The following is a 22,472-nucleotide window of genomic DNA, read 5'->3' as shown; positions in this document are numbered from 1 at the left end:
AAAATCGCAAGCGAAATAATAGTAAAAAAGCTGCAAAAAAAGGACACCACTCAAGCTTTATAGGCTCGAATAGCATCCTGTCATTACGCGTGAGACACTGCTAACACAATTCTATGTGAAACAAATAGCATCTTCTTATTAGGTTGGCGTGACTTCACCAAGTTTAATCTTATTCTCTGGTTCTTCGATTGGATAGCGTTTGCGGAACCACAGCGATTGAAGCAGCAAAAAGGTGCCGCTTACGGTCCAATATAAAGGCATGGCCGCAGGAGCATTGAAGGAAAAGACTGCCATCATAATCGGTGAAAGATAACCCATGATAGCAAATTGCTTGCGCTGGTCAGCCGTCATCTGTTGCTGAGAAAGCTTAGCCTGTGCCAAATATACAACTGCAACGACAATTGCCAGAATCCAGTCCGGCTGTCCGAGCCGAAACCATAAGAAGGAATGTGACGCCAACTCCGGCGTGAGTCGGATGGCAGTATACATACCGCTTAAAATCGGGAGCTGAATGAGAATAGGCAGACAACCGATATTGAGCGGATTGAATTGATGCTCTTTGTACAGCGCCATCATTTCCTGCTGCATACTCTGCTGGCTGGTGGTATCTTTCTTATTCTCATACTTCTTCTTAATTCGGTCCAAGTCGGGCTGCATAGCGCTCATTTTGCGCTTCATCCCCTGCTGGGCACGCGTTTGACGCATCATTAGCGGCAATAAGGCCAGACGAACAATGAATGTCAAAGTCATGATCGCCAGCCCAAAGCTTCCGCCAAACCATTCCGCCAAATGCTGAATGAGCCAAGAAAGTGGGAATACCACGTAATGATTAAAAAAACCAGGCGTCTGTGCATTAATCTCCGCAGCATTCGCACCACAACCAGATATTAGCATGACCACCGCCAACGCTACGATTAAACCCAATATCCGTTCTCGTTTACCCCAAAAAGTGAATCCCTTGAATCGTTTCATATGTTCCTCCTCGTTGATTGGCTGTGCCATTTTTCAACAAGGGGGAACAATCGGAAGCATCTTCATCTGGCGCTTCCTTCCGCCGAATGTGACGTGCTAGCCGGACAGGCATGTCCTGTCCGCGGGCAGACATCGGCATCAGCGGAGAAGCATGCGAGCGGACGGGCCCGCCTTCGACCCAGCATTCGGCTACACTGCCGTGCAAATGAGCAAGATACGTATAAGTCACAGTGCACAGCAAGCCGATCGTAAGCAAATAGGGGAGTAGGTCCTGAAGCTCAAACAAGGGATTCACCTCCTTCGGTATGTTGCTACAATTATAGCACGAAACCGGACAATCGACTAATCTTTAAATAGAGATAGAGGTCGGATTACAAAAGAAAGTATGCTCTACGTAACGCTAAAAACTTAACGTATAGCAAGCATACGATTCAGTGCCTGTACAGCGCCCTGTCTGATCTGAGCATCCACCCGAATTACGCCTACAGGCTCTCCCCGATCAATCTGTTCCATTGCCCACAGCAAATGCGGAAGATCAATCCGGTTCATGGTCAGACAAGGACACATATCGGGATTGAGCGATTCAATCTGCTGTTCAGGGTGCTGTTGTCTAATTCGTTGCACGAGATTCATCTCTGTGCCAACGGCCCATCGGGTTCCCGGCTCTGCCGCACGGATCGTATCGATGATGAATTTGGTGGAGCCAGCACAATCTGCGAGTTGTACAACCTCATAAGAGCATTCGGGGTGAACGATGACCTGGATATTCTTATCGCGTTCACGGACGTTGCGAATATGATCTACCGTAAATTTTTCATGAACTGAACAGTGCCCTTTCCATAAAATGATTTTCACAGTTGCCGGGTTTCGTTCAGTCTCCAACTGATCGGTCATAGGATTCCATACAGCCATTTCAGCCAGTGGAATTCCAAGATCATGGGCTGTATTGCGTCCCAAATGTTGATCCGGCAAAAATAAAATACGTTCCTTTTGTTTCAGCGCCCAATCTAGCACCTGCTTGGCATTCGAAGAAGTCACGGTAGCCCCGCCATGCCGTCCTACAAAGGCTTTAATCTCTGCTGTGGAATTTACATACGTTAACGGAATGATCGTATCACCAACCAGCTCCTGCAAATGCTTCCACGCTCGTTCCGTCTGCTCCATGTTCGCCATATCAGCCATCGAGCAGCCTGCGCGCATATCCGGTAGAACAACGGTTTGTCGGTCGGTAGTCAGCATATCTGCTGTCTCCGCCATAAAATGAACCCCGCAAAACACAATAAACTCCGCTTCCTGATTTTGTGCCGCCATTTGAGCGAGCTGTAGAGAATCTCCTGTTATATCAGCAAATTGGATAACCTCGTCTTTCTGATAGTGATGGCCGGGAATGAGCAGCTTTGAGCCCCATTTTTGTTTCAGCTCGGCTACGCGTTGCTCCATGTCAGCAACCGTCAGTGTTTTATAATGCTCTGGCATAAGTCCACGATTTCCTTGTAAAACGTCTAGCATAGACATTATATTCCCTCCATATCGTTGCGGCTGACTGTTCCACGCTCACGAATAGATAACCGCTATGTGTACAAAACATATTCACATGTGTCTTGACACCTATATTTACACATGCCTACAATAATCTCAAGAGTTTTTGGAATGGAATTATTTTTAAGTGGGGAGGATTTGCTGTGATTTACCTGGACTACGCCGCTTCCACACCCATGTGTGACGAAGCTTTGCATATATATAGCGTAATGAATAAGGAAATGTTCGGAAATGCCAGCAGCCTCCATGATGCGGGCGGTCAAGCAGCCTACACATTAGATTACAGCAGGCAACGAATGGCAAAAATGATTGGCGGGCAAAAGGAAGGCATCTATTTTACATCAGGGGGCACAGAATCCAATATGGTGGTCGTGCAATCAATCCTGAACGGGTTGCCGCCAGACAAAAAGCATTGGATTATGAGCGCTTTGGAACATCACTCGATGTACAATCTTGCTACTTTGCTAGAACATCAGGGCTATGAGCTAACCATTGTACAACCAGATCGGGAAGGACGAATAACCCGTGAAGTTCTTATACCCCATCTTAGAGACAACACCGGGCTTGTATCGATACAACACGCCAATTCGGAGACAGGGCTGATTCAGGATCTTGCTGCCTTGTCTCCCCTGCTCCACGAACGTGGTATTATGTTGCACAGTGATGCGGTACAAACATTTGGGAATGTTCACATAGATGTAGAAGCTATGGGAGTGGATGCACTCTCTATATCAAGCCATAAAGTATATGGCCCCAAAGGTGTCGGTGCTGCATATCTCAGACCCGGAACCCCATGGCGTCCGGTGTATCCTGATACACTGCATGAAAACGGATTTCGTCCCGGTACGGTTAATGTTCCTGGGATTGCAGCCTTTGTCGCAGCGGCAGAAATGATGACGGAACAGATGGAGATGCATCAGGAGCGCTATGCTACCCTGCGAAGATACTTTATTACGAAAATTCAGGAAAGATCCATTCCATTACGTTGGGTCGTAAAGGAAAGCGAAAAAACAGCAGTGCTTCATCATATTGTAGGATGTTTTTTTCACGGTTACGAGGGACAATATGTTATGCTGGAATGTAATCGCAGCGGTGTCTGTATATCTACCGGAAGCGCATGTGCCGCCGGACATCACGATCCTTCGCCTGCCTTACAGGCGCTTGGAGCATCTGAACGTGAAGCCTTACAATTTATCCGTATTTCTTTCGGCAGGACAACCACCATCGAGGAATTGAATGTACTGGTAGATATTTTGACAGACTTGACGCATCGACAAGAAAGGAGCTTATCCCGTTGACTGAATCTTTAAAACGGTCGGGTACGGATCGCCGCGAACAGCTGCTATTGTGGCTCAAAAGCGAATCACCGCTGACCGGGAGCGAGCTGGCACGCAGGTCCTCCGTTTCCAGACAAGTAATTGTACAAGATATTTCCCTGTTAAAAGCAAGCCAAGAGCCTATACTTGCAACGAGTCAAGGATACATTTATATGGAGCCTGCGGCTCAAGCCGCTCCCTTAGCCTCTCGTATTATTGTGTGTAATCACCGACCTGAACAAACAGAAGAAGAATTAAAGCTAATTGTAGACTACGGTGTCAGTGTGCAGGATGTTATAGTTGAACATCCAGTATATGGAGATCTGACTGCTCCAATACGGGTCGGAACTCGCAAAGAAGTGGACGATTTTATACGTAAGATCAGTTCCACCCAAGCCACTTATTTGTCCCAGCTGACCGGAGGCATCCACCTGCATACCTTGCATGCGTCGGATGAAGATAAAATTAATGATGCCTGTGCTGCATTGGAGCAAGCCGGCTTCCTGATGACAGATTAATCTTAATACGATAGCAAAACAGTGAAAATCCTTTCCAGTTTGTGGAGTGCAAATGCACTCCGCAGGGTTGGTATATAAATAGCGAGAAATGAAAAATCCCGGCCCCCTTATAAAGGGAATCGGGAATGGACTAAGTGAGCTTAATTTCTAGCAACTCATATTTGATTACAGCCATAGGTGCATCGACATGAATGATACTGCCCACTTCTTTCCCCAAGAGTGCCTTACCTAAAGGACTCTCATAGGAAATTTTGTTGTCCAGAACATCTGCCTCCGCAGGACTTACAACTTTGTATTCCACCTTCTCCGAAAATTCGATGTCATTCAGAATAACAGTAGATCCGATACTGACCGTTTTAAGATCCAGATTACTTTCATCGACTATCCGAGCTTTGGTCAACATTTTTTCCAAGACCATGATTCGTGTTTCCATAAACGCCTGATCGTCCTTGGCTGAGTGATATTCACTATTTTCCTTCAGATCTCCATAGCTGATGGCCAACTTGAGGCGTTCGGCGAGCTCCTTGCGTTTTACTGTCTTCAGTTCCTTGAGCTCTTCCTCCAGCTTGGCTAATCCCTCTTTAGTTAACAATACTTCTTCATTCGACATGGTCTTATTTCAACTCCTATTTCAGCACTTTGCATAATTCAAGTTCAATACTCGAAGGTACAATATATACGAGCTAAATCGTTAAGGTCCATCTATTGCTGATTGGATAAGATAAAGCTCCTGGAATTGATGCAAAATGCTCATTTAGCTTGCTTTATTGTAGTTTACTCTAAATTGGACCAACATGCGAAAAGAAATTCAGGAAATTAGCAATCAGCTACCTTCGACCACTATGGTCCATATGGTAACCAAAGCTTTCTTGTTCGCATATCGTATGATCATAACGTATTTTAATGAGCACGTGCAGTGCCACTGCCCTTGTCCCAAATTTTATGCAAATCAGGCAGGAGCAGTGTATGGCGGGAGGAAGGATTCAATGGCTTCCTTAGGAAAGAATGGCAATGGGAACGGGAATCGCAAATCCAAATCCCCCCCTAATGGTCAAAAGAAAAATGGATTAAACAGTAATTCGGCTATCTTTTCAGCACTTCAAGGAAAAAATGTAGAAGTCCTAGTCGCAGCCCTCCTACTAACAGGAAAACTAAACGTCGATTCCGTGACTTTATACAGACAAGCAACATTATTTTTAGGACTCACAGGGAAATACAAAACATTAGCATCTGCCCCTACTAATGTCGATAATATGGTGAAATTTTTAAATGATAACGGCAATATGACGTTGGATCAGGTGATACAAGCCTTTTCACAGAAAATAAATAATTAACAGGTGGCGAAAGGAGATAGTTGTGGTGAGTGAGTTTGATGGAGAATCTTTTGCAGAGGTTATCATTATTGTGATCCTAGTTGCCATGATCTTCTATGGCTCCTCAGATATAGAGGGACTTTCCGCTTCGCCAACCCAATCCTAAAATGCTAATTCCCGCAAAAAAAGCATCTATAGACTCTCTCGAGGTCAATAGATGCTCTTCCTTTTTAACGGCTCATTATTTAGAATTAACGTTCCTTCACTTCTACACTTATGGTTTGACTGGAAACCTCTCCTGCAGCATTGACTAACTCGGCCCGATACTCATATGTACCCGGCTTTTGATTTTGGATGCTGGTCACAGCACTTTGGGCCTGCGGACTTTGGCTTGACAGATCCTGCGTGTCGACCAGCTCTCCATTTTCATACAGGTTGTATTGGGTTGCATTCGTACCCCACCACATGTTCATTGTCAGGGTATAGTTGCCGTCACCGTCCCAATTGTTATGAGACAACACCGGTACGCCAGCAGAAGCATCGGACACTTCGACAGTTAACGGGGCGCTGACCGTTTTACCGGAAGCGTTGATCAGCTCGGCAGTATACGTGTAGGTTCCATTGCTCTTGCCTGTAACGGAAATGACTGCATGCTGTGCTCCAGGGGAAGCCGCTTGCAACGATTGGGTTGCAATTAGCTTGTCATTTTCATACAACTTGAGTTCATCACCATTCGTGCCCCACCACAGATTCATGGTGATGTTGTAGTCTCCATCCTTCAGCCCGGTGTCCTGACCGTTATCATGAGACAGCACCGTTTTACCCGGCACCTCACCTGCAGCGGTTTTCTCGACTCTAACGGTTACAGGATTGGATACGACCGTTTTACCGTCCAAGGTGACGCTGGCTGTAATCTCGGCGCTCCCTCTTTTAGGGCCCGAAGTTCTCCATACGTATCCAGTGCAACGGATTCATGACTGCTGCTATACTGAACAGAGGCATTACTTAAATCAGCTTGGCTGCCATCTGTCAGCGTACCCTTGAGATGTGTGGCTGCTGTATCCCCAACGTTAAATGTTGTTTGATCCAGTGAAAGCTCTACTTCCTGCAAAGTTGCATCTGTCTGAGCTGAAAAGTCATCTAGCCCGCGCGGCTTTAACTGATAATTCCCTTTAAAAACCGCCGAAATTCCCTTCAGCTTCACTTGCTGTCCTTCTTGATACGGAAAAGATGTCCGTGTTAAGCCTGTACGTGCATCAATTCGCACATGATGGCTAACCTCACCCGCGACTGCATCAAATTCAAACGAACCTACAGGAGTTGCATCTATCACATTACGAATAATGGCAGTAGGAAGCTCAACCAGCTGTCCTTGGTTTGCATCGTTGAGTTCGGTGACCTGCACAGCTTGCGGAAGTTGTCCTTCTCCCGTTTTTTCAATAGCCACTGGATCGGTCAACTCCACTTCACTATTGTACAGTGCCAAGCTCGCTGTAATCTTTACTCGATCACCTGGGTGAAATCCGCTTTGGTTTTGATATACATAAATGCCGCCACTTTCATCCTGCATGTAAAAGGCTTGACCGCCAAAAGCCCCTGGTTCTGTCGTCACAACACCCTCCAAGGTCACAACTTTGCCAGCCGAAAGAGTCCGTGCTTCTGCGACACTGATACGAGCTGGAATTGTATTGCCTTCCTCAGGCAACGGCTGGGCTGGGACATCTGCCAGCACGACCGATTGGGTCAGCAGGTTGTTGCCATTTTGTCTTAGCCTAAGATTAGCTGAACCGCTGGTACCCGGCTTGATCCGCACGGTCAGGTCCCTATAGGCATGCCCCTTGCTGTCGGATTCCAGACTAAATGTTCCGCTATAACCGTAAGAAGTCGGCCAGCTTCCATCCGGATTTTGAATCTGGGCTACTTGATTGCCGCCCGCTACATAAATACCTACGCTGAATCCGTTAATCGTACTATGGGGAGCCAGTTGGTCGGCAACTATGCGAATTTGAAAAGGCTGTGCATTCGGTAGTTGCTCCTGCCGAACGATGCTGTACACAGGCTGCGCACTGGCTGTAGGTCCGCCATAAGAGCCGGCCTTGAACGTTCGCTGATCCCACCATTTATAGCCAGCTGCAGGAGCGGACCAAGGCTCGGCTTGCGGTTCCGTGGAAGCCTGAGGATCTTCAAAAGACAGCAATGTCGTCGGCTGATCAAGCTGTAAGTTTTTTACATCCGACAGACTGGTATACTCCTCCTTCTTGGACAACCAGTCTACGATATTGAGCAGTAACACAGCGTCATCCTGCTCCTTAAAGCCGTCATACGTTGTCTTCTTGGTCCCTGTCTCTTCACGCAGATATTTCGGCGTTGCATCTTCAACAGGAGACGAATCTCCAATGAAAGCAGCTTTACCTAGGCCTACTTTTGCTACAGCAGCATAAGGTCCTTCCGGTATGCCCCCCCCGTTATAGACGCCCTGGTCTACTGCATTCCCCCAAGCCTGATTGGTTTTAGGCAGATATACGATTCCTTTGGCTTTGGTCGGGTCAATAATCGCCAGAGTTGATCCTGCGTGCATGGCCACATTACTTACTCCTGCTGTAATACCAAACGCCTGCGCAGGCTCAACAATCTGATTGGCCGTGATATCGCCTAATGCATTGTAGCGAAAGCGTATACCAAACTGGTTACCCAGCCAATCTGAGCTAACTACGCCCTGCATCGCTGCCGAGCTTTTTTCTTCCTCACTCATTCCCTTTGCAGGGTCTTCCCATGCACCACGACGGTACCCATTGATACTTTCCGATCCGTCCCAGCGATTCTTGTTGCGGTCGGCGTTATAATGATCTCCAATGAAAAAAATGCTATTGCCTGCTTTAACATACTGTTCCATTGCGGCCTGTTCGCTTTGTTTAAAAGGAATATTCGGCTCTGCTGTCACAAATACATCGTAATTCTTTAGATCATTGTAAGTAATAGGCGTAGATTGGCGAAGCTCATGTACATCATAACCATGGTTTGCAAGGGCTTGGCCGAAATCTGAAAATCCACCATCGATCACCCAATCCGCTGCGCCGGCTGTCTGTCCATGTGTATTATCGAACAACACTTTTTTACCAGCGTTTTCGTTGACCACTTTGGCTGCAATGAAAGGGGCCGGGTCTGCCGGACCTTCTGCGCGTGCCGGTTGCATGCCGCCCACAACACCGGCGTACAACGATAAAGTGAAAACCATAGCTGTTGCGTATTTGAAGCTGCGGGATGCAAAACGACGAAAGATTCCCATTCTATTCCTCCTGTTAATTGGTTTAAGGCCCCTCTCAGAGGGGCACTAAATATAAATGTTAGCAATCATTTATGTGCGGACATGCGTTGTTTTGTAAATCTTTAGGAATAATGAAAAGGAAGGAAATTCCAATAAAAAAGATAGGCTGTATGCAGCAAAGTGAGTATCGCAAATACAATTTTCCCGGCAGCCCGGGCTCTTTTTTCCCCTGTAATCAGCTTGGCGCCATTCACGATCAATACCCACACGGCAATGAGTGCTGAAATGAGCGGTAGCGTGCATATTCCCCAACTATACCAGGCGGAATAGCCATACACCATCTGATTGTTACCATAGACGACCTGCACCCCGAGAAAAATCGTGTTTAGTAACGCGATGTATGCAAGGTTGGACGAAATATGATTATTCGTTTTGCGGATCGCTCTGATCACATATCTTATGATCCATATCAGTAGAGTTGTGATGAAAAATAAGGATGCGGCTGCATAGCTGACGAGTAGCGTCCAGGTACGGTGCCAAAGTGTCGTCTGCTTCATGGTCTTACTATCCGGGGCAATCATCATCCACGTACCTTTTTCCTGATACAGCAAAATTTTAAGCTGGCCCCCCTTTTCCACAAACAGCCCATCACCTGCTGCTTGAAAAACTTTGTCTGTTGCTTCATTCTGATTCGGGTATTTTCCTTTAACAATTAGCGTATGATCATCTTGAATATGAACGGTGTATTTAATGCTTCCCAGTATCCGAATCCATTTTCCCCACCCATGAACAGGAGTAGTATCCACCTGATATACGCCCTCGATCTCTGGCGAAAGCTTCACTTGCGCGGCAGAACGAGCCAGTGACTGAGAAGTGGCCTGCGGCTTTGCAGGCAGCATTTGAGCTATCGCATCGATGACTTTTCCATGAAGCAGGGTATCCGTGTCAGCTGAATTGACGGTCATAAAAATACCGATCTTTTGGGATGGAATCAGTACCATTTCGGAAATAAAATCATCAATTTCTCCAGTAGCCCACAACATGGGTACTCCCGTCTTCAGTTGACCACGGAAAAATCCGTATCCCAAGCCATCCAGACGGGCATCCGCTGCAAATTGCTGTGCATGCATCATTTTTACCGTTTGTGGTTGGAGTACCGCTTTGCCCTCATACTCTCCTTGGTTTAAATGAATGATCAGATAGTGGGAAAATTCGTTAGGTGTGACGTTCAACGCTCCTGCTCCCGGCAGATTGATATACGATAAGGGTTGTTTCACATAAGCTCCATTCTTCCACTGATACGATTGCGCCAGTTCTGGATGATTTAATGGCAACTCCAGTGTCGCGCTGGGCATATTCATCGGCTGGAATAGATGTGTACGAAAGTAATCATTCAGTCCCTGACCGGTTACTTGCTCCACGATATTACCGATCAGACCGAAGGCGACATTACTGTATTCATACTGAATTCCAGGTTTGCGAATAGGTGGCTGATTTTGGAAATACGTGCTGAGATACTGCTCTGTAGGTAAATTGCCTGCGCGAGTTGAGCTATTAATATCGTATATCGCTTCATCTAATCCCGCAGTATGTGTCAGAAGCTGATGCAGATTGAAAGGGAGATTTTGGTATTGCGAAGCTTTATAGCTGTGGAGATAGCTGTTCACGTCTTCATTCAAATCAAGCTTGTTTTGCTCAACTAGTTGCATTGTGGCACTTGCACTAAATGATTTGGTTAGCGAGCCAACACGAACAATGGTCTTTGCCGGGTCGAATACCATTTTCCGCTCCAGGTCTGCATATCCATACCCTTTACTAAAAAGAATTTGGTCTTCCTGGGTCACAACGACGGTCGCTCCCGGAATATGCAATTTTTCCAATTCTGTACTCATGATATCGTCCACTGCTTTTTCCACTGAATTAGGTGTTATACTATCTGCTGCCCATGCCGAATTAATGAACAGATTCCAAAGAAACAACGTTGTTAAGAATGCGGATAGGTAGCCAATACCTCTATTCTTCATATTGAAGTACCCTCCTTACCTATGAAGTTGATTTCATGATTTAAACCGTGCGGTGATTGCATAGCGGAGCAGATATTTACACTCCGTATGGGAGCCATCAGCATGGCGCTATGGAATCATCGCACTTCCCTCGCGGGAGTGCGCATGATAAAACGAATCCTGATCGAATCGCGTAAGCAGAAGGCTTCTTACCTGTTCGATCAGGATTCATGCATTACAGAAAAATTAGTAATTCCAGTTAGTTAAATCATCGACCGTAAGTTTTCAAGAATTATGATGGGCCAAACCTTGTGTCATGTCTTTGCCCATGTTCCGGGTTATCTTGTGTATTGCGGCACGGATAATTTTTACATTTTCTTCAATAAATCCTGGTTCCAGCAACTCATAATGATTACCAATCAAGCTATGCTCTTCATAGCTTCCTTGTGTAGCATATTTCCATAAAAGTTTATTATCTCCTGTACCCTTCACCGTTTCCGATCCAGCGGCAACAAAGCCATGAATATTCGCCTGAACGCTTTCTGTGTTCACAAGCTGGTTGCCATACAACGCATAAGCGATCATTTTACGCTGGTATGTTTCATTCAACAGCTCACGATAGGATTCGGGAACCTGTTCCAGCATGGCATGAATTTCCTGCTCTGTTTCTTCGTCTGTGAAAGGCAGGGCTTCTGCCCTTTTGACCGAATCAAGCATTAAAATATCGGACACAGTATGACCTTGGCGCTCCAGTGTGTCGGCAACCTTATGCGCCAGATTCCCACCTATGGAATAGCCAAGCAGCACATACGGACCTTGCGCCTGTGTGGTGATGATTAAATCAACATATCGTGCCAACATTGCCTCCTCATCCGCAACATCATCTACGAACTCTAATCCATACACGACTGCGTCTTGATCCAGTTGTTTCGCAAGCTCTGCGAACGACAGCCCGTATCCAAGCATAGGAGGAAAGCAGAAGATGGAAACCGGACCGTGTTCATTTAACCGAATGATCGGACTATCGGCCTTGTAGTCCAAATCGGCTTTCAATAATATGAACGCCTGCTCTTCTATGGTCGGGAACTCTAGAACACTGCGGATGGGCAGCTCAATATTTGTAGCAAGGTGAACTTTGCGAATAAGCTCCAGTACTTTCAAGGAATGTCCACCCAACGTGAAAAAGTCATCGTGGATACCCACTTGCGGGATTTCAAGCACCTCCTGCCAAATGGCTGCCAGCAACTGCTCCACATCGGTTCGTGGCGCGACATATTCTATACCTGTGTGCAGTGCTTTATCTGGTACAGGTAAAGCTTTACGGTCGATTTTGCCGTTAGTCGTCAGCGGAAACCGATCCAGCTGTACAAAAGCGGACGGAATCATATAGCTCGGCAGACTGGCCGACATCACAGCTCGAATCTCACGGATGGTCAGCTGTTCATCGGCAGTGAAGTAAGCACACAATTGCTGCTGACCTGCTCCATCCCGCAAAGCGATAACAACGCTATCCCGCACGGAAGGTACACTTGCCAGTCTCGCCTCCACCTCGCCCAGCTCAATCCGGTAACCGCGAATTTTAACCTGTTGATCAATCCGTCCAGCGTATTCCAGTATGCCGTCTTCACGCCAGCGAACAAGGTCTCCGGTACAGTACAGGCGATCTCCGTCCACCCATGGATTAGCAAGAAATCTCTCAGCCGTCAGCTCAGGACGGTTCAAATAACCACGCGCAACTCCGTCTCCGCCAACAACCAGCTCACCCCAGGCTCCGACTGGTTGCAAGTGGAATGATGAGTCCACAACATACGCCGTCGAATTGCAAATGGGACGTCCGATTGGCACAGAATCCAGCTGTTCTTCCGTAATGTGATACGTCGTCGAAAAGGTTGTATTTTCCGTTGGTCCATAGCCATTAATGATGTTCAGGTGCGGATTATCGCGCAGGACCCGGTTAATATGGGGTGCAGACAAAACATCACCACCAACCAGTAAATACTTCACATCACCAAAAAGTTTACTATCCTGCTGCGAAAGCTGATTAAATAACGGTGTGGTCAGCCACATCATGTTGACGTGATGATCCTGTATCGTCTCTTTCATCTTGGCTGCGTCCAAAAGATCATCTTTATGCAAGAGAACAAGCTGACCGCCGTTCAGCAGTGCGCCCCAAATTTCAAATGTAGATACATCAAACACAAACGCGCAAGTCTGCAGCATTCGGATCGATTCATCAAATGGGACATAATCCGTATTGCGGACGAGACGCACAACACTTCGATGCTCCACAACGACACCCTTTGGCTTACCTGTTGAGCCTGAGGTATAAATGACATAAGCGGCATGATTACTCGCTCCATCTATACCCATATTGGAAGCATCTGTACTGTACGACATATCATCATTCAGATTGACAATCTGTCCGTCAAAATAGCACCGATCCAGTAAATCCTGCTGAGCCAGCAGTAGCTTGGCTCCTGAGTCCTCTAGCATATAACGGATACGATCCTCTGGATATTGAGGGTCTACCGGCACATACGCGCCTCCAGCCTTCAAAATAGCAAGGGTTCCGGTAATCATATCCAGAGAGCGCTCCGTCAAAATGCCCACAGGTTCATCAGGTTTAATCCCTGCATCCCGCAGTGTGCGCGCTAATCGATTGGCTGTCTCATTAAGCTCCCGATAGGTCAATGTTTGATGACCCAAAGCTACGGCAATATGATCCGGTGTGCGCTCTGCCTGCTGCTCAAACAGTTTATGAATCGTCTGATTGTCTGGATAGGCAGAGGCAGTGTCATTAAACTCTCTAGTAATTTGCTGTTTTTCCGCCGCTGTAACCAGTTCCAGCTCTTCTACGCGAACATTTGGGTTAAGCAAAGTTTGCTCCAACAGATTCACAAAATGTCCATGCAGACGCTCAATGTCTGTTTGATCATAATTTAACGCATTATACATAAAACGAATCTTCACGCATTCTCCCGGCATTACGACTACACTCAGATCATAGTTGGTCTGCTCAAGAGCTACCACGTTGGAAATCGGGGAAAGTTCCTGCCCATCAATTTCCATCTCCTCGACTTGCTCATCCACCGGATAATTTTCAAACACCATAATATGGTTAATCAAATCCTGTTTCTGGTCAGTCAATGCCTGAATTTCAAACAGTGGATACGTATCATACGCATGAGAAGCCAGCGCCTGTTCCTGCGTTTTCTTCATAACTTCTGCAAAAGATTCCCCCGCCTCACTAAGGATGCGAACGGGAATGGTATTAATGAACAAGCCGATAATATCCTCGATTCCGAGAATATCGGATGGACGGCCTGAGACGACACTACCAAATACGACATCATGGTGATTGTTATATTTTTGTAGCACAATTCCCCATACGGTTTGTAATAACGTATTCATGGTTACCTGATATCGCTTAGCCGTCTCCTCCACCCGGAGGGTAAGCTCACGCTCCAAAACCGTCACCCAATCACTAGCCGCATAGCTTCCACTCTTGCGGCCGGATTTTACAGCTGGTAGTGCTGTTTGCTGCTCATACCCGGATAAATAGCTGCTCCAGTAATCAGTTGCCGCCTTGCGATCCTGTGCTTCCAGCCATTCAATAAAGCGGCTGTACGGCACTGCCGGTGCCAGCTCTGGTACTCTGCCCTCCTGAAGTGCTGCATAGCTTTCAAACACTTCTTTATTTATTAGAGACAAGCACCAGCCGTCCATGACGATATGATGGAAGCTCCACACAACATGGTAACTGTCTTCCCCGGTGCGCAAAATAGCTATACGCATCAGGACATCCCGACGCAGATCAAATCCCTTTGCTTTATCTTCCAACTTGAAGTTCTTCAGCCAAATGCCCTTTGTATCGCTATCCAGCTCGCTTAAATCTTCGTAATAGAAGCCGCAATCTCGATTTCGATAGACCACCTGTAACGGCTCCGTATCCCGGCCAAAATAAAAATGTGTACGCAGCGCCTCATGTCGCCGAACCAGCATATTCAGGCTTTCTGCAAAATTCCCGATGTCCATCCGCCCCCGCATATCATAAGAAACCTGCTCAAAATACGCGTCATTCGCGGCTGCTTGACTATCGAGCTGGCTGTGAAACAGCATCCCTTTTTGCATCGGGGTCAGCGCATATACATTGTCCATCTCACCCGCAGCACCCATTTCAGATAACAGGCTGTCCAAGCCCTCCACACTCATTCCTTTATAGGAAATATCACTTGGGGTCAGCTCTGGGTGTTCTTTATGGATGCAATGTGTCAAAATTTCACGCAAGCTCGATTCCAGTAATCTCGCCAATCGCTCGATCGTCTCTGGTCGGTAGCTGGTACGGCTATAGCTAATTGTCAGCCCCAGCTGACCTCCCGAAATGATGCCGCCAAAATCCAGTGTATATGTCCGAGCCATAGCCGGGCTAAGTGGCATCCCCCCCTCATATGGGGATGACTGTAAGTCGTTTCCTTTCATATCCTGATCGAACTGTCCCAAATAGTTAAAACTGATTTCAGGAGCTGTCGTAAATACGGCTGAAGATGCCTCCGATGCCTGTGTCTGACGGTCGAATAAATATCTCAGTGCGCCGTAGCCGATCCCTTTTTGCGGGATACTGCGCAGTCCTTCCTTCACATGTTTGATTCGCTGTGAAAGAGTAGTTTCTTCTGGCATATCGAGTAAAACAGGATATTGGCTTGTAAACCACCCTATCGTCCGGGTAATATCCACCTCTGGTAAAATGGGTTCACGTCCATGTCCCTCTAGATTAATCAGGAAACGATCATTTCCGCTCCATGCCTGTAACGCCATTCCTACCGCAGTCAGCAACAGGTCATTAATTTCTGTACGGTAGGCACGATTGGCCTGCTTGAGCAGTTGCTCTGTCTCTGCATTTGTCCATAAAGCAGTAACCGATTCACTATCGCCAATCAATGGCTTATCGTGCTCGTTATGTCCGTAATCCTGCGGCAAAGGAGCCAGTTCCACTTTTGCAAGCTCCTCCCAATATACCCGTTCACTTTCCATAGCTGGGCTGTTGGCATAGGCGTGCAGCTTTTCGGCCCACGTCTGGAACGAATCCGTCTTGTGAGGTAACTTAATCACCTGTTCACCCTTGGAGGCTTGCTCATAAGCTGTCGCCAAATCCTCAAATAAGATGCGCCAGGACACTCCATCTACCACCAAATGATGAATCGCGACCAGCAGATGATCCCCATCCGGGCAACGGAACAGGCCGAGCCTCATCAACGGCCCTTCGCTTAGAGAAATACCAGATTGAATTTCATTGCATTTGGCTTCAATTATCTTCGCCAAATTCCCTTCAATGGCATCACTGTTCCTATAGTCAAAGCACTCCAAATGGTACGGTTCTCCTTCATCTACACCTCGGTTCCATGCTGTATATCCGTTCTCCGACGATCGAAAAATCATACGCAATGCATCATGATGCGTTGTAATCTGATGGAGCGCCTGAAGAAGTGCCTGTTCGTCATAGCCTTCCTGTCGATAGAGCATGACCGATTGGTTGAAATAGTGTGGTTCACTCGTTGGCTGTTCAAAGAACCAGCGCTGAATCGGTGTAAGCACAACATTTCCGGTAACCTCGCCCTGCTCGGCTACTCGGTTAACTGGCTGAATATAAGTACTTAGATCTGCAATTGTCGGGTATTTAAACAAGTCTTTCATTTCCAGCTTGTATCCAGCCTGAAACAAGCGAGACGACACTTGAATGGCCTTGATGGAGTCGCCACCCAAATGGAAAAAGTTATCCTGTATCCCAACCTTCTGAATACCTAGGATGGCTCCCCAAGCCGCAGCCAGTGCTTGTTGAACATCCGTTTCAGGTGCCACATAATCCATGCCTGTATCGAGATTATGCTCAGGCAGAGGTAGTGCCCTGCGGTCTACTTTGCCATTTAGCGTCAAAGGCAGTCTGGAAAGCCGTACAAAGTAAGAAGGCACCATATAGCTCGGCAGATCCTGTGATAGAGCGTTACGTAAGTCGCTAGCACTTAGTTCGCTGTCTGTTACAAAATAGGCACACAGCTGTTTTTGCCCGTGATCATCCTGCCGCACTATCACAACCGATTCCTTCACACCTGCAATCGTGGACAAACGGGTTTCAACCTCACCCAGTTCGATGCGATAGCCGCGAATTTTGACCTGCTCATCCATTCTTCCCTTGTACTCCAACACGCCATCAGCACGCCAACGCACCAAGTCCCCTGTACGATAGCAATATTCTCCAGACTCGAATGGGCTTTCAATAAACTTTTCTGCCGTAAGCTCAGGCCGATTCAGATACCCGAGTGCCACGCCATCGCCACCGAGAAGGAGCTCGCCCCATGCCCCGACAGGCTGTAATTTTAACGAGCGATTGACCACATAAACGGTGGAATGATCAATCGGTCGCCCAATGGGAACACCTTGAGTTTGCGGTTCCATAATTTCATAGGTGGTGGAAAAGGTTGTGTTCTCCGTCGGCCCATAAACATTACTCAATCGAAGGTGCGGGTACTCCTTCAGCACGCGGTTAGCGTGTGGTACGGACATCACATCACCACCCACGAGCAATTCCTTCAGGGATGCAAATACTTCAATGTCTTGCTGTGAATGCTGATTAAATAAAGCCGTGGTCATGAACATGGTGTTAATATGGTACTTGTTCATCACCTGTTTGAACTTGGCAGCATCCAAAATAGTGTCATGATTTACTACATATAATTGGCCACCGTTCAGCAGCGTTCCCCAGATTTCAAACGTGGAGGCATCGAATACAACTGCACCCATTTGCAGCATACGCGTATTTTCGTCAAGCGTGGCGTAGCTAGTGCTCTTCACCAATCGTACGACATTACGGTGATTGACCATAACGCCTTTCGGCTTGCCTGTCGTACCAGAGGTGTATATGACATGCGAAAGATCTAAGGCAGATCGCCCATTTGAAATGGCATCTGATCCATGGGTATGAGTGTATCCTTCAAATTCGCTGCTCCATAGTTGCGCATCGCTCAAATCGATGACTGGAATATCTGGTTCAAAAGAAACCTGCTCACGTCGCTGTGACAGTAAGAGCTGGGCACCGGAATCTTCCAGTAAATAACGGATGCGCTCTTCCGGATACTCGGGATCAATAGGAACGTAAGCCCCCCCTGCCTTCAAAATAGCCAGCATGCCTAGGACCATTTCAATGGAACGCTCAGCCACTATCCCTACTCGCTGTATCTGAGTCCCGGACCCGTGCCGTATCCCATGGGAAGTAAGGATGCCTGCCAAACGATCGGAACGCTCATTCAGCTCGCGATAAGTAAGCTGTGTGTCCGCAAAGGTGATCGCTAGTCGATCTGGCGATTGTGCAACCTGTTCCTCGAACAGCACATGCATTAATTGATCCCGTGGATACGGAGAGTCTGCTGCTGTAGTGCTGAATTGCTTCACCAGCTGCTCTTTTTCTTGGGTCGAAACCATTTCTATAGCCGCAAGAGCGGTATCCGGCTGTTCTATAACCACATTGATTAGCTGCTGTAAATGCGCAGCCAGTCGTTCGATGGTATCGCGTTTGTACAGCCGGGTTCCGTATTGAAAACCGCAGATAATTTGTTCCCCATCCTCCTGCGCAAACAGACTTAGATCAAATTTGGCCGTCGTTTGTTCACTCGGATAGGGCGCTAATTGCAGCTCTGCCAGCTGCTGCTCTGTTTGTTCCAGGTTTTGTAGAGCAAACATGGTATCAAATAACGGATTGCGGCTTAAATCTCGATCCACTCCCAGCTTTTCTACCAGCTCTTCAAACGGATAATCCTGATGCTCAAAAGCCTTTAATGCGTTATCCTTGACCTCCAGCACATAATCGCTGAATGTTTTCCCGCCTTCTGGATAATTGCGGATAGCAAGTGTATTGACGAACATACCGATCAGATTGTCAAGATCAGCATGAGCCCGCCCCGCAATTGGCGAACCGACAATGATATCCTCCTGCCCGCTATAGTGGCTAAGTAAAGTCGTATAGGCAGCCAACAGCACCATATATAATGTCGATTCCGTCTGTACCGCAATGCTTTTTAATCCTTCGCTTTGTCGTTGATTGAGTGTAAATTCCAGTACATCCCCTTCAAAGCTTCTCACCGCCGAACGTGGATAATCAGTCGGAATATCCAGCACAGGCAGCTCTCCTGCGAAGGTATTGAGCCAGTAGTTTTCCTGTGCCCCATAGCGTTCACTTTGTTGCTGTTCCCGCTGCCAAGCAGCGTAATCCTTATACTGAATACGCAGCGACGTAAGCGTATCCCCTGCATACAAACGAATGAAGTCCTGAATCATTACATTTATTGAGGTGCCGTCCGAAATGATGTGATGCATATCTAGCAGCAAAATATGATGCTCTGGATCAATTTCAATCAGACCAGCCCGGAACAGCGGAGCCTGCGCAAGATCGAACGGCTGGACAAAGCTACGCACCAGCTCATCCGTCTCCCTCTGGTCAACTCCGGAAGCATGAATCAACTCCACGCGAAAAGGAACCTCGTTATGTACTCGCTGGACAGGTTCACCATTCATGGTCTCAAAGCTCGTGCGCAATGTTTCATGGCGGTCAATAAGCTGACGGAACGCATTATCCAGTGCCTTATGATCAAGTGAACCGGTCAGTGTCAGGGCGCCAGGTATGTTATAGCTAATTCCCGCACCATCAAGCTGATTGAGAATATACATCCGTTTTTGGGCCGAAGATACCGCATAAAATGGCTTATTCTCCGAAACAGGGATGGATTCATAAGTGGTTTGCTCCAGTGCTTCAATAACCTGCGCAAGCTGTTCGATGGTTGGGTGCTGGAATAGATCCTTTAGCTGCACATTTTTATGCAATTGCTTATGGATGAGCGATATGACATGCGTCGCCCGCAGGGAATGTCCCCCTGCTTCAAAAAAGTTATCCTTAATGCCAATGTGCTCAAGCTCCAGCACATCATTCCAGATGTTGACCAGTTGTGCTTGTAATTGATTTTGAGGAGGTACATATTCTGCCCCTGAGCTTATACCTCCCTCCGGTCGCGGCAACGCTCGGCGATCCACCTTGCCATTGGGTGTCAAGGGCAATTGTTCCAGCTGCACAAAATACGACGGCACCATGTAACCCGGTAGTTCCCGGCTCAAAGCGCTGCGAAGCTCACTTAACTGTGCATCCGCTTGGGTTACCACATAAGCGCAGAGCTGCTTTTGCCCCTGCTCATCCTCCCGTGCAATCACAACTGCTTCTCGGACTGCCTCCAGCTTCAACAGCTGCGCTTCCACCTCGCCCAATTCAATCCGATAGCCCCGGATTTTCACTTGTGCGTCGATCCGCCCTTTGTATTCCAGCGTCCCGTCCGCATTCCAACGCACCAGATCCCCTGTTCGATAGCAGCGTTCACCGTTACGAAACGGACTGTCGATGAACTTTTCGCTCGTCAGGTCCGGGCGGTTGCAGTATCCACGAGCCACCCCGTCACCGCCAACGAGCAGTTCTCCCCACGCTCCAATCGGCTGAAGCTGCATCGAACGGTCCACGACATATGCCGTTGAGTTATGGATGGGGCTGCCAATGGACACGGCTTCTGATTGGACGCCGGTAATGGCATGTGTAGTGGAAAAGGTCGTATTTTCTGTGGGACCATAGCCGTTAATGATCCGCAGGTTCGGATGAGCCTTCAGTACCCGGTTAATATGCGGCACAGATAGCACATCGCCACCGACCAACAACTCCCGTATTCCCTCGAACAGTTCCAAATCCTGCTGGGAAAGCTGATTAAAGAGCGGCGCGGTCAGCCACATCGTGGTAATGCCATGATTACGGACAGCTTCCTTAAGCTTGGGTGCGTCCAAAATGACATCCTGGCTCACCAGCACCAGCTGTCCACCGTTCAATAGCGCCCCCCAAATTTCGAAGGTGGACGCGTCAAAGACAACAGACCCGGTCTGCAAAATGCGCGTGTCAGCATCCAAGTGTGCATAGTTTGTATTTTTCACCAAACGCACGACATTGCGATGCTCCACCATAACGCCTTTGGGCTGGCCTGTTGTACCTGAAGTGTACATAATGTAAGCCAAACGATCAGCTGCGTAAACCTGATGTATTGGTTTAGCTTGTTCTGATTGCATAGCTTCTGTTTGCATGGTTTCTGGTTGTGTGGTTGAAGTAGAAGCAAGTTCGGAACTGGCGGAAATAGGGTAAAACGGATCTAGGCAATCCACGTATGCCATATCAGCCATATCCATATTCGTATCCGTCTTTGTCCCACGATCAATCGGCAGAATTGGATTGTAACGATCAGCATCATCCATTCCATAAATTGTGGCATCACTCAGGTCAAACACCATTCCCTTAAAATCAGTGGGCCGATGACCTATTTTCTGCACAAGTAGTATTTCGGCACCGGAATCCTCCAGCAAATAGTGCACGCGCTCGTCCGGGTATTCGGAGTCAATCGGAACATACACCCCGCCCGCTTTAAGAATCGCGAGCATACCTACGATCATCTCTATCGAGCGTTCAGCAACAATGCCGACCGTCTGCTCGGTGCGAATTCCCTGCTTACGTAAAGAATGAGCCAGTCGGTTAGCCTTTTCATTTAATTCTTCATAGGTCAGTTTATCTTGTCCGAACACTACTGCCACCTGCTGTGGTACCTGCTTCGCCTGCATCTCGAACAATTCATGAATGGACGCATGACTTGGATAATCCACAACTGTATCGTTAAAGGTATGAACCAGTTGCTCCACTTCTTGCTCTGACAGCACTTGTGCTGTGCAAATCTCCAGCTCAGGCTGATGCAAAACAACGGTGTACAGCCGTATTAGTTGCTCAACAAAGCGTTCAATCGTCATCTGGTCATAACGTTCGCTACTGTATGTCACATTCAGGGAAACCGCTGCATTTTCCCATTGAAACTGAAAATCCAGTTCAGATTGCACATGATTCAGAAAATCAGAAGTGTGGATATTTTGCAGGGATGCCGTAGTGTGAATAAGAGGCTTATCGTTCTCGTTACGTGGAATTTCAAGCCCCTCAGTATAGTTCCAAAAGGGAATATTTTGGTGTTCAATTGCTTCGCTGACAGAGGTCTTGATTTGAGACAGCAAGATTTTGAAGGTTGTCGAGGAATCCAGCATGTTTTTCAATAAAATCAGATGGTTAATCGGCTTTGTAGTACCGTTGCCAGACTTGGCTACCGGAATGCCCAGCAGCACACGCTCCTCACCTGTGTATTTATGCAATAAGCTCTCAACTCCAGCCAGCAGAACCATAAACACGGCCCATGGAGCTCCACCTGTTATAGATGATATTCTTTGGGAAATTTCAGATGGAAATGTGAGCGTGTACGTAAGAAAATTAGAACTCGTTGCAGCTGTATCCTTGGACACATGATTGGTGTATGGCAAGCAAGTGATATGATCCTCAGATTCCAGCTTATGACTCCAGTAGTTTTTTTCCTTCTCAAATAAGGCTTTCAATGACATCCCTCCTGCTTCATGGGGTCTGTACCCCTGTTGGAATGGTGCGTTGT

The 22,472-nt window shown here is 47.3% G+C and carries 10 protein-coding genes and 1 pseudogene; 4 read left to right on the top strand and 7 right to left on the bottom strand.

Translation table 11 applies throughout. The annotated features are described in order from the left end of the window. Positions 1-138: 138 nt before the first annotated feature. The 3 genes from yidC to nadA form a co-directional block, all read right to left on the bottom strand. A complete protein-coding gene (gene yidC, locus ACN6NF_RS11250; protein WP_474317708.1) occupies positions 139-972 on the bottom strand; it encodes a membrane protein insertase YidC in 834 nt (277 codons plus the stop codon). After that, positions 938-1,267: a hypothetical protein gene (locus ACN6NF_RS11245; protein WP_232795424.1), complete on the bottom strand. Its 330-nt coding sequence runs from the start codon at positions 1,265-1,267 to the stop codon at positions 938-940. Before ACN6NF_RS11245 ends, yidC begins: the two co-directional genes overlap by 35 nt. Before the next feature lie 113 nt (positions 1,268-1,380). Continuing rightward, positions 1,381-2,487: a quinolinate synthase NadA gene (gene nadA / locus ACN6NF_RS11240; RefSeq protein ID WP_474317707.1), complete on the bottom strand. Its 1,107-nt coding sequence runs from the start codon at positions 2,485-2,487 to the stop codon at positions 1,381-1,383. A 167-nt stretch (positions 2,488-2,654) separates the two neighbouring features. Between nadA and ACN6NF_RS11235 the strand changes: the two genes are divergently transcribed. Next, the gene (locus tag ACN6NF_RS11235) at positions 2,655-3,809 is read left to right on the top strand and encodes an IscS subfamily cysteine desulfurase (protein ID WP_474317705.1); all 1,155 of its coding nucleotides are present in this window, start codon (positions 2,655-2,657) and stop codon (positions 3,807-3,809) included. Then, entirely contained in the window at positions 3,806-4,345 is a 540-nt protein-coding gene (locus tag ACN6NF_RS11230; protein ID WP_016818943.1) for a transcription repressor NadR, read from the top strand. Before ACN6NF_RS11235 ends, ACN6NF_RS11230 begins: the two co-directional genes overlap by 4 nt. A gap of 130 nt (positions 4,346-4,475) precedes the next feature. Here ACN6NF_RS11230 and greA read toward each other — a convergent pair whose 3' ends face one another. After that, positions 4,476-4,955, bottom strand: coding sequence for a transcription elongation factor GreA (gene greA, locus ACN6NF_RS11225; RefSeq protein WP_013371005.1), 480 nt, complete (start codon positions 4,953-4,955; stop codon positions 4,476-4,478). Positions 4,956-5,331: 376 nt separating this feature from the next. Here greA and ACN6NF_RS11220 point away from each other — a divergent pair, with 376 nt between their 5' ends. Then, on the top strand, positions 5,332-5,679 hold the full coding sequence (locus ACN6NF_RS11220; RefSeq protein ID WP_016818941.1) for a hypothetical protein: 348 nt from the start codon (positions 5,332-5,334) through the stop codon (positions 5,677-5,679). A 230-nt stretch (positions 5,680-5,909) separates the two neighbouring features. On the opposite strand, the pseudogene ACN6NF_RS11215 reads toward ACN6NF_RS11220, so the two are convergent. After that, positions 5,910-8,944: pseudogene (locus tag ACN6NF_RS11215) on the bottom strand (chitinase N-terminal domain-containing protein). A gap of 101 nt (positions 8,945-9,045) precedes the next feature. After that, positions 9,046-10,947 (bottom strand): serine hydrolase domain-containing protein, encoded by a 1,902-nt coding sequence (locus tag ACN6NF_RS11210; protein WP_474317703.1) that lies wholly within the window; start codon positions 10,945-10,947, stop codon positions 9,046-9,048. A gap of 102 nt (positions 10,948-11,049) precedes the next feature. On the opposite strand from ACN6NF_RS11210, the gene ACN6NF_RS11205 reads away from it, so the two are divergent. Continuing rightward, positions 11,050-11,193: a hypothetical protein gene (locus ACN6NF_RS11205; RefSeq protein ID WP_474317702.1), complete on the top strand. Its 144-nt coding sequence runs from the start codon at positions 11,050-11,052 to the stop codon at positions 11,191-11,193. Positions 11,194-11,211: 18 nt separating this feature from the next. On the opposite strand, the gene ACN6NF_RS11200 is transcribed toward ACN6NF_RS11205, so the two are convergent. Next, positions 11,212-22,419: an amino acid adenylation domain-containing protein gene (locus ACN6NF_RS11200; protein ID WP_474317700.1), complete on the bottom strand. Its 11,208-nt coding sequence runs from the start codon at positions 22,417-22,419 to the stop codon at positions 11,212-11,214. Positions 22,420-22,472 lie beyond the last annotated feature (53 nt).

The sequence above is a fragment of the Paenibacillus sp. TSM33 genome, assembly GCF_056099025.1.
This window is presented reverse-complemented; position numbering and strand designations above follow the sequence as displayed.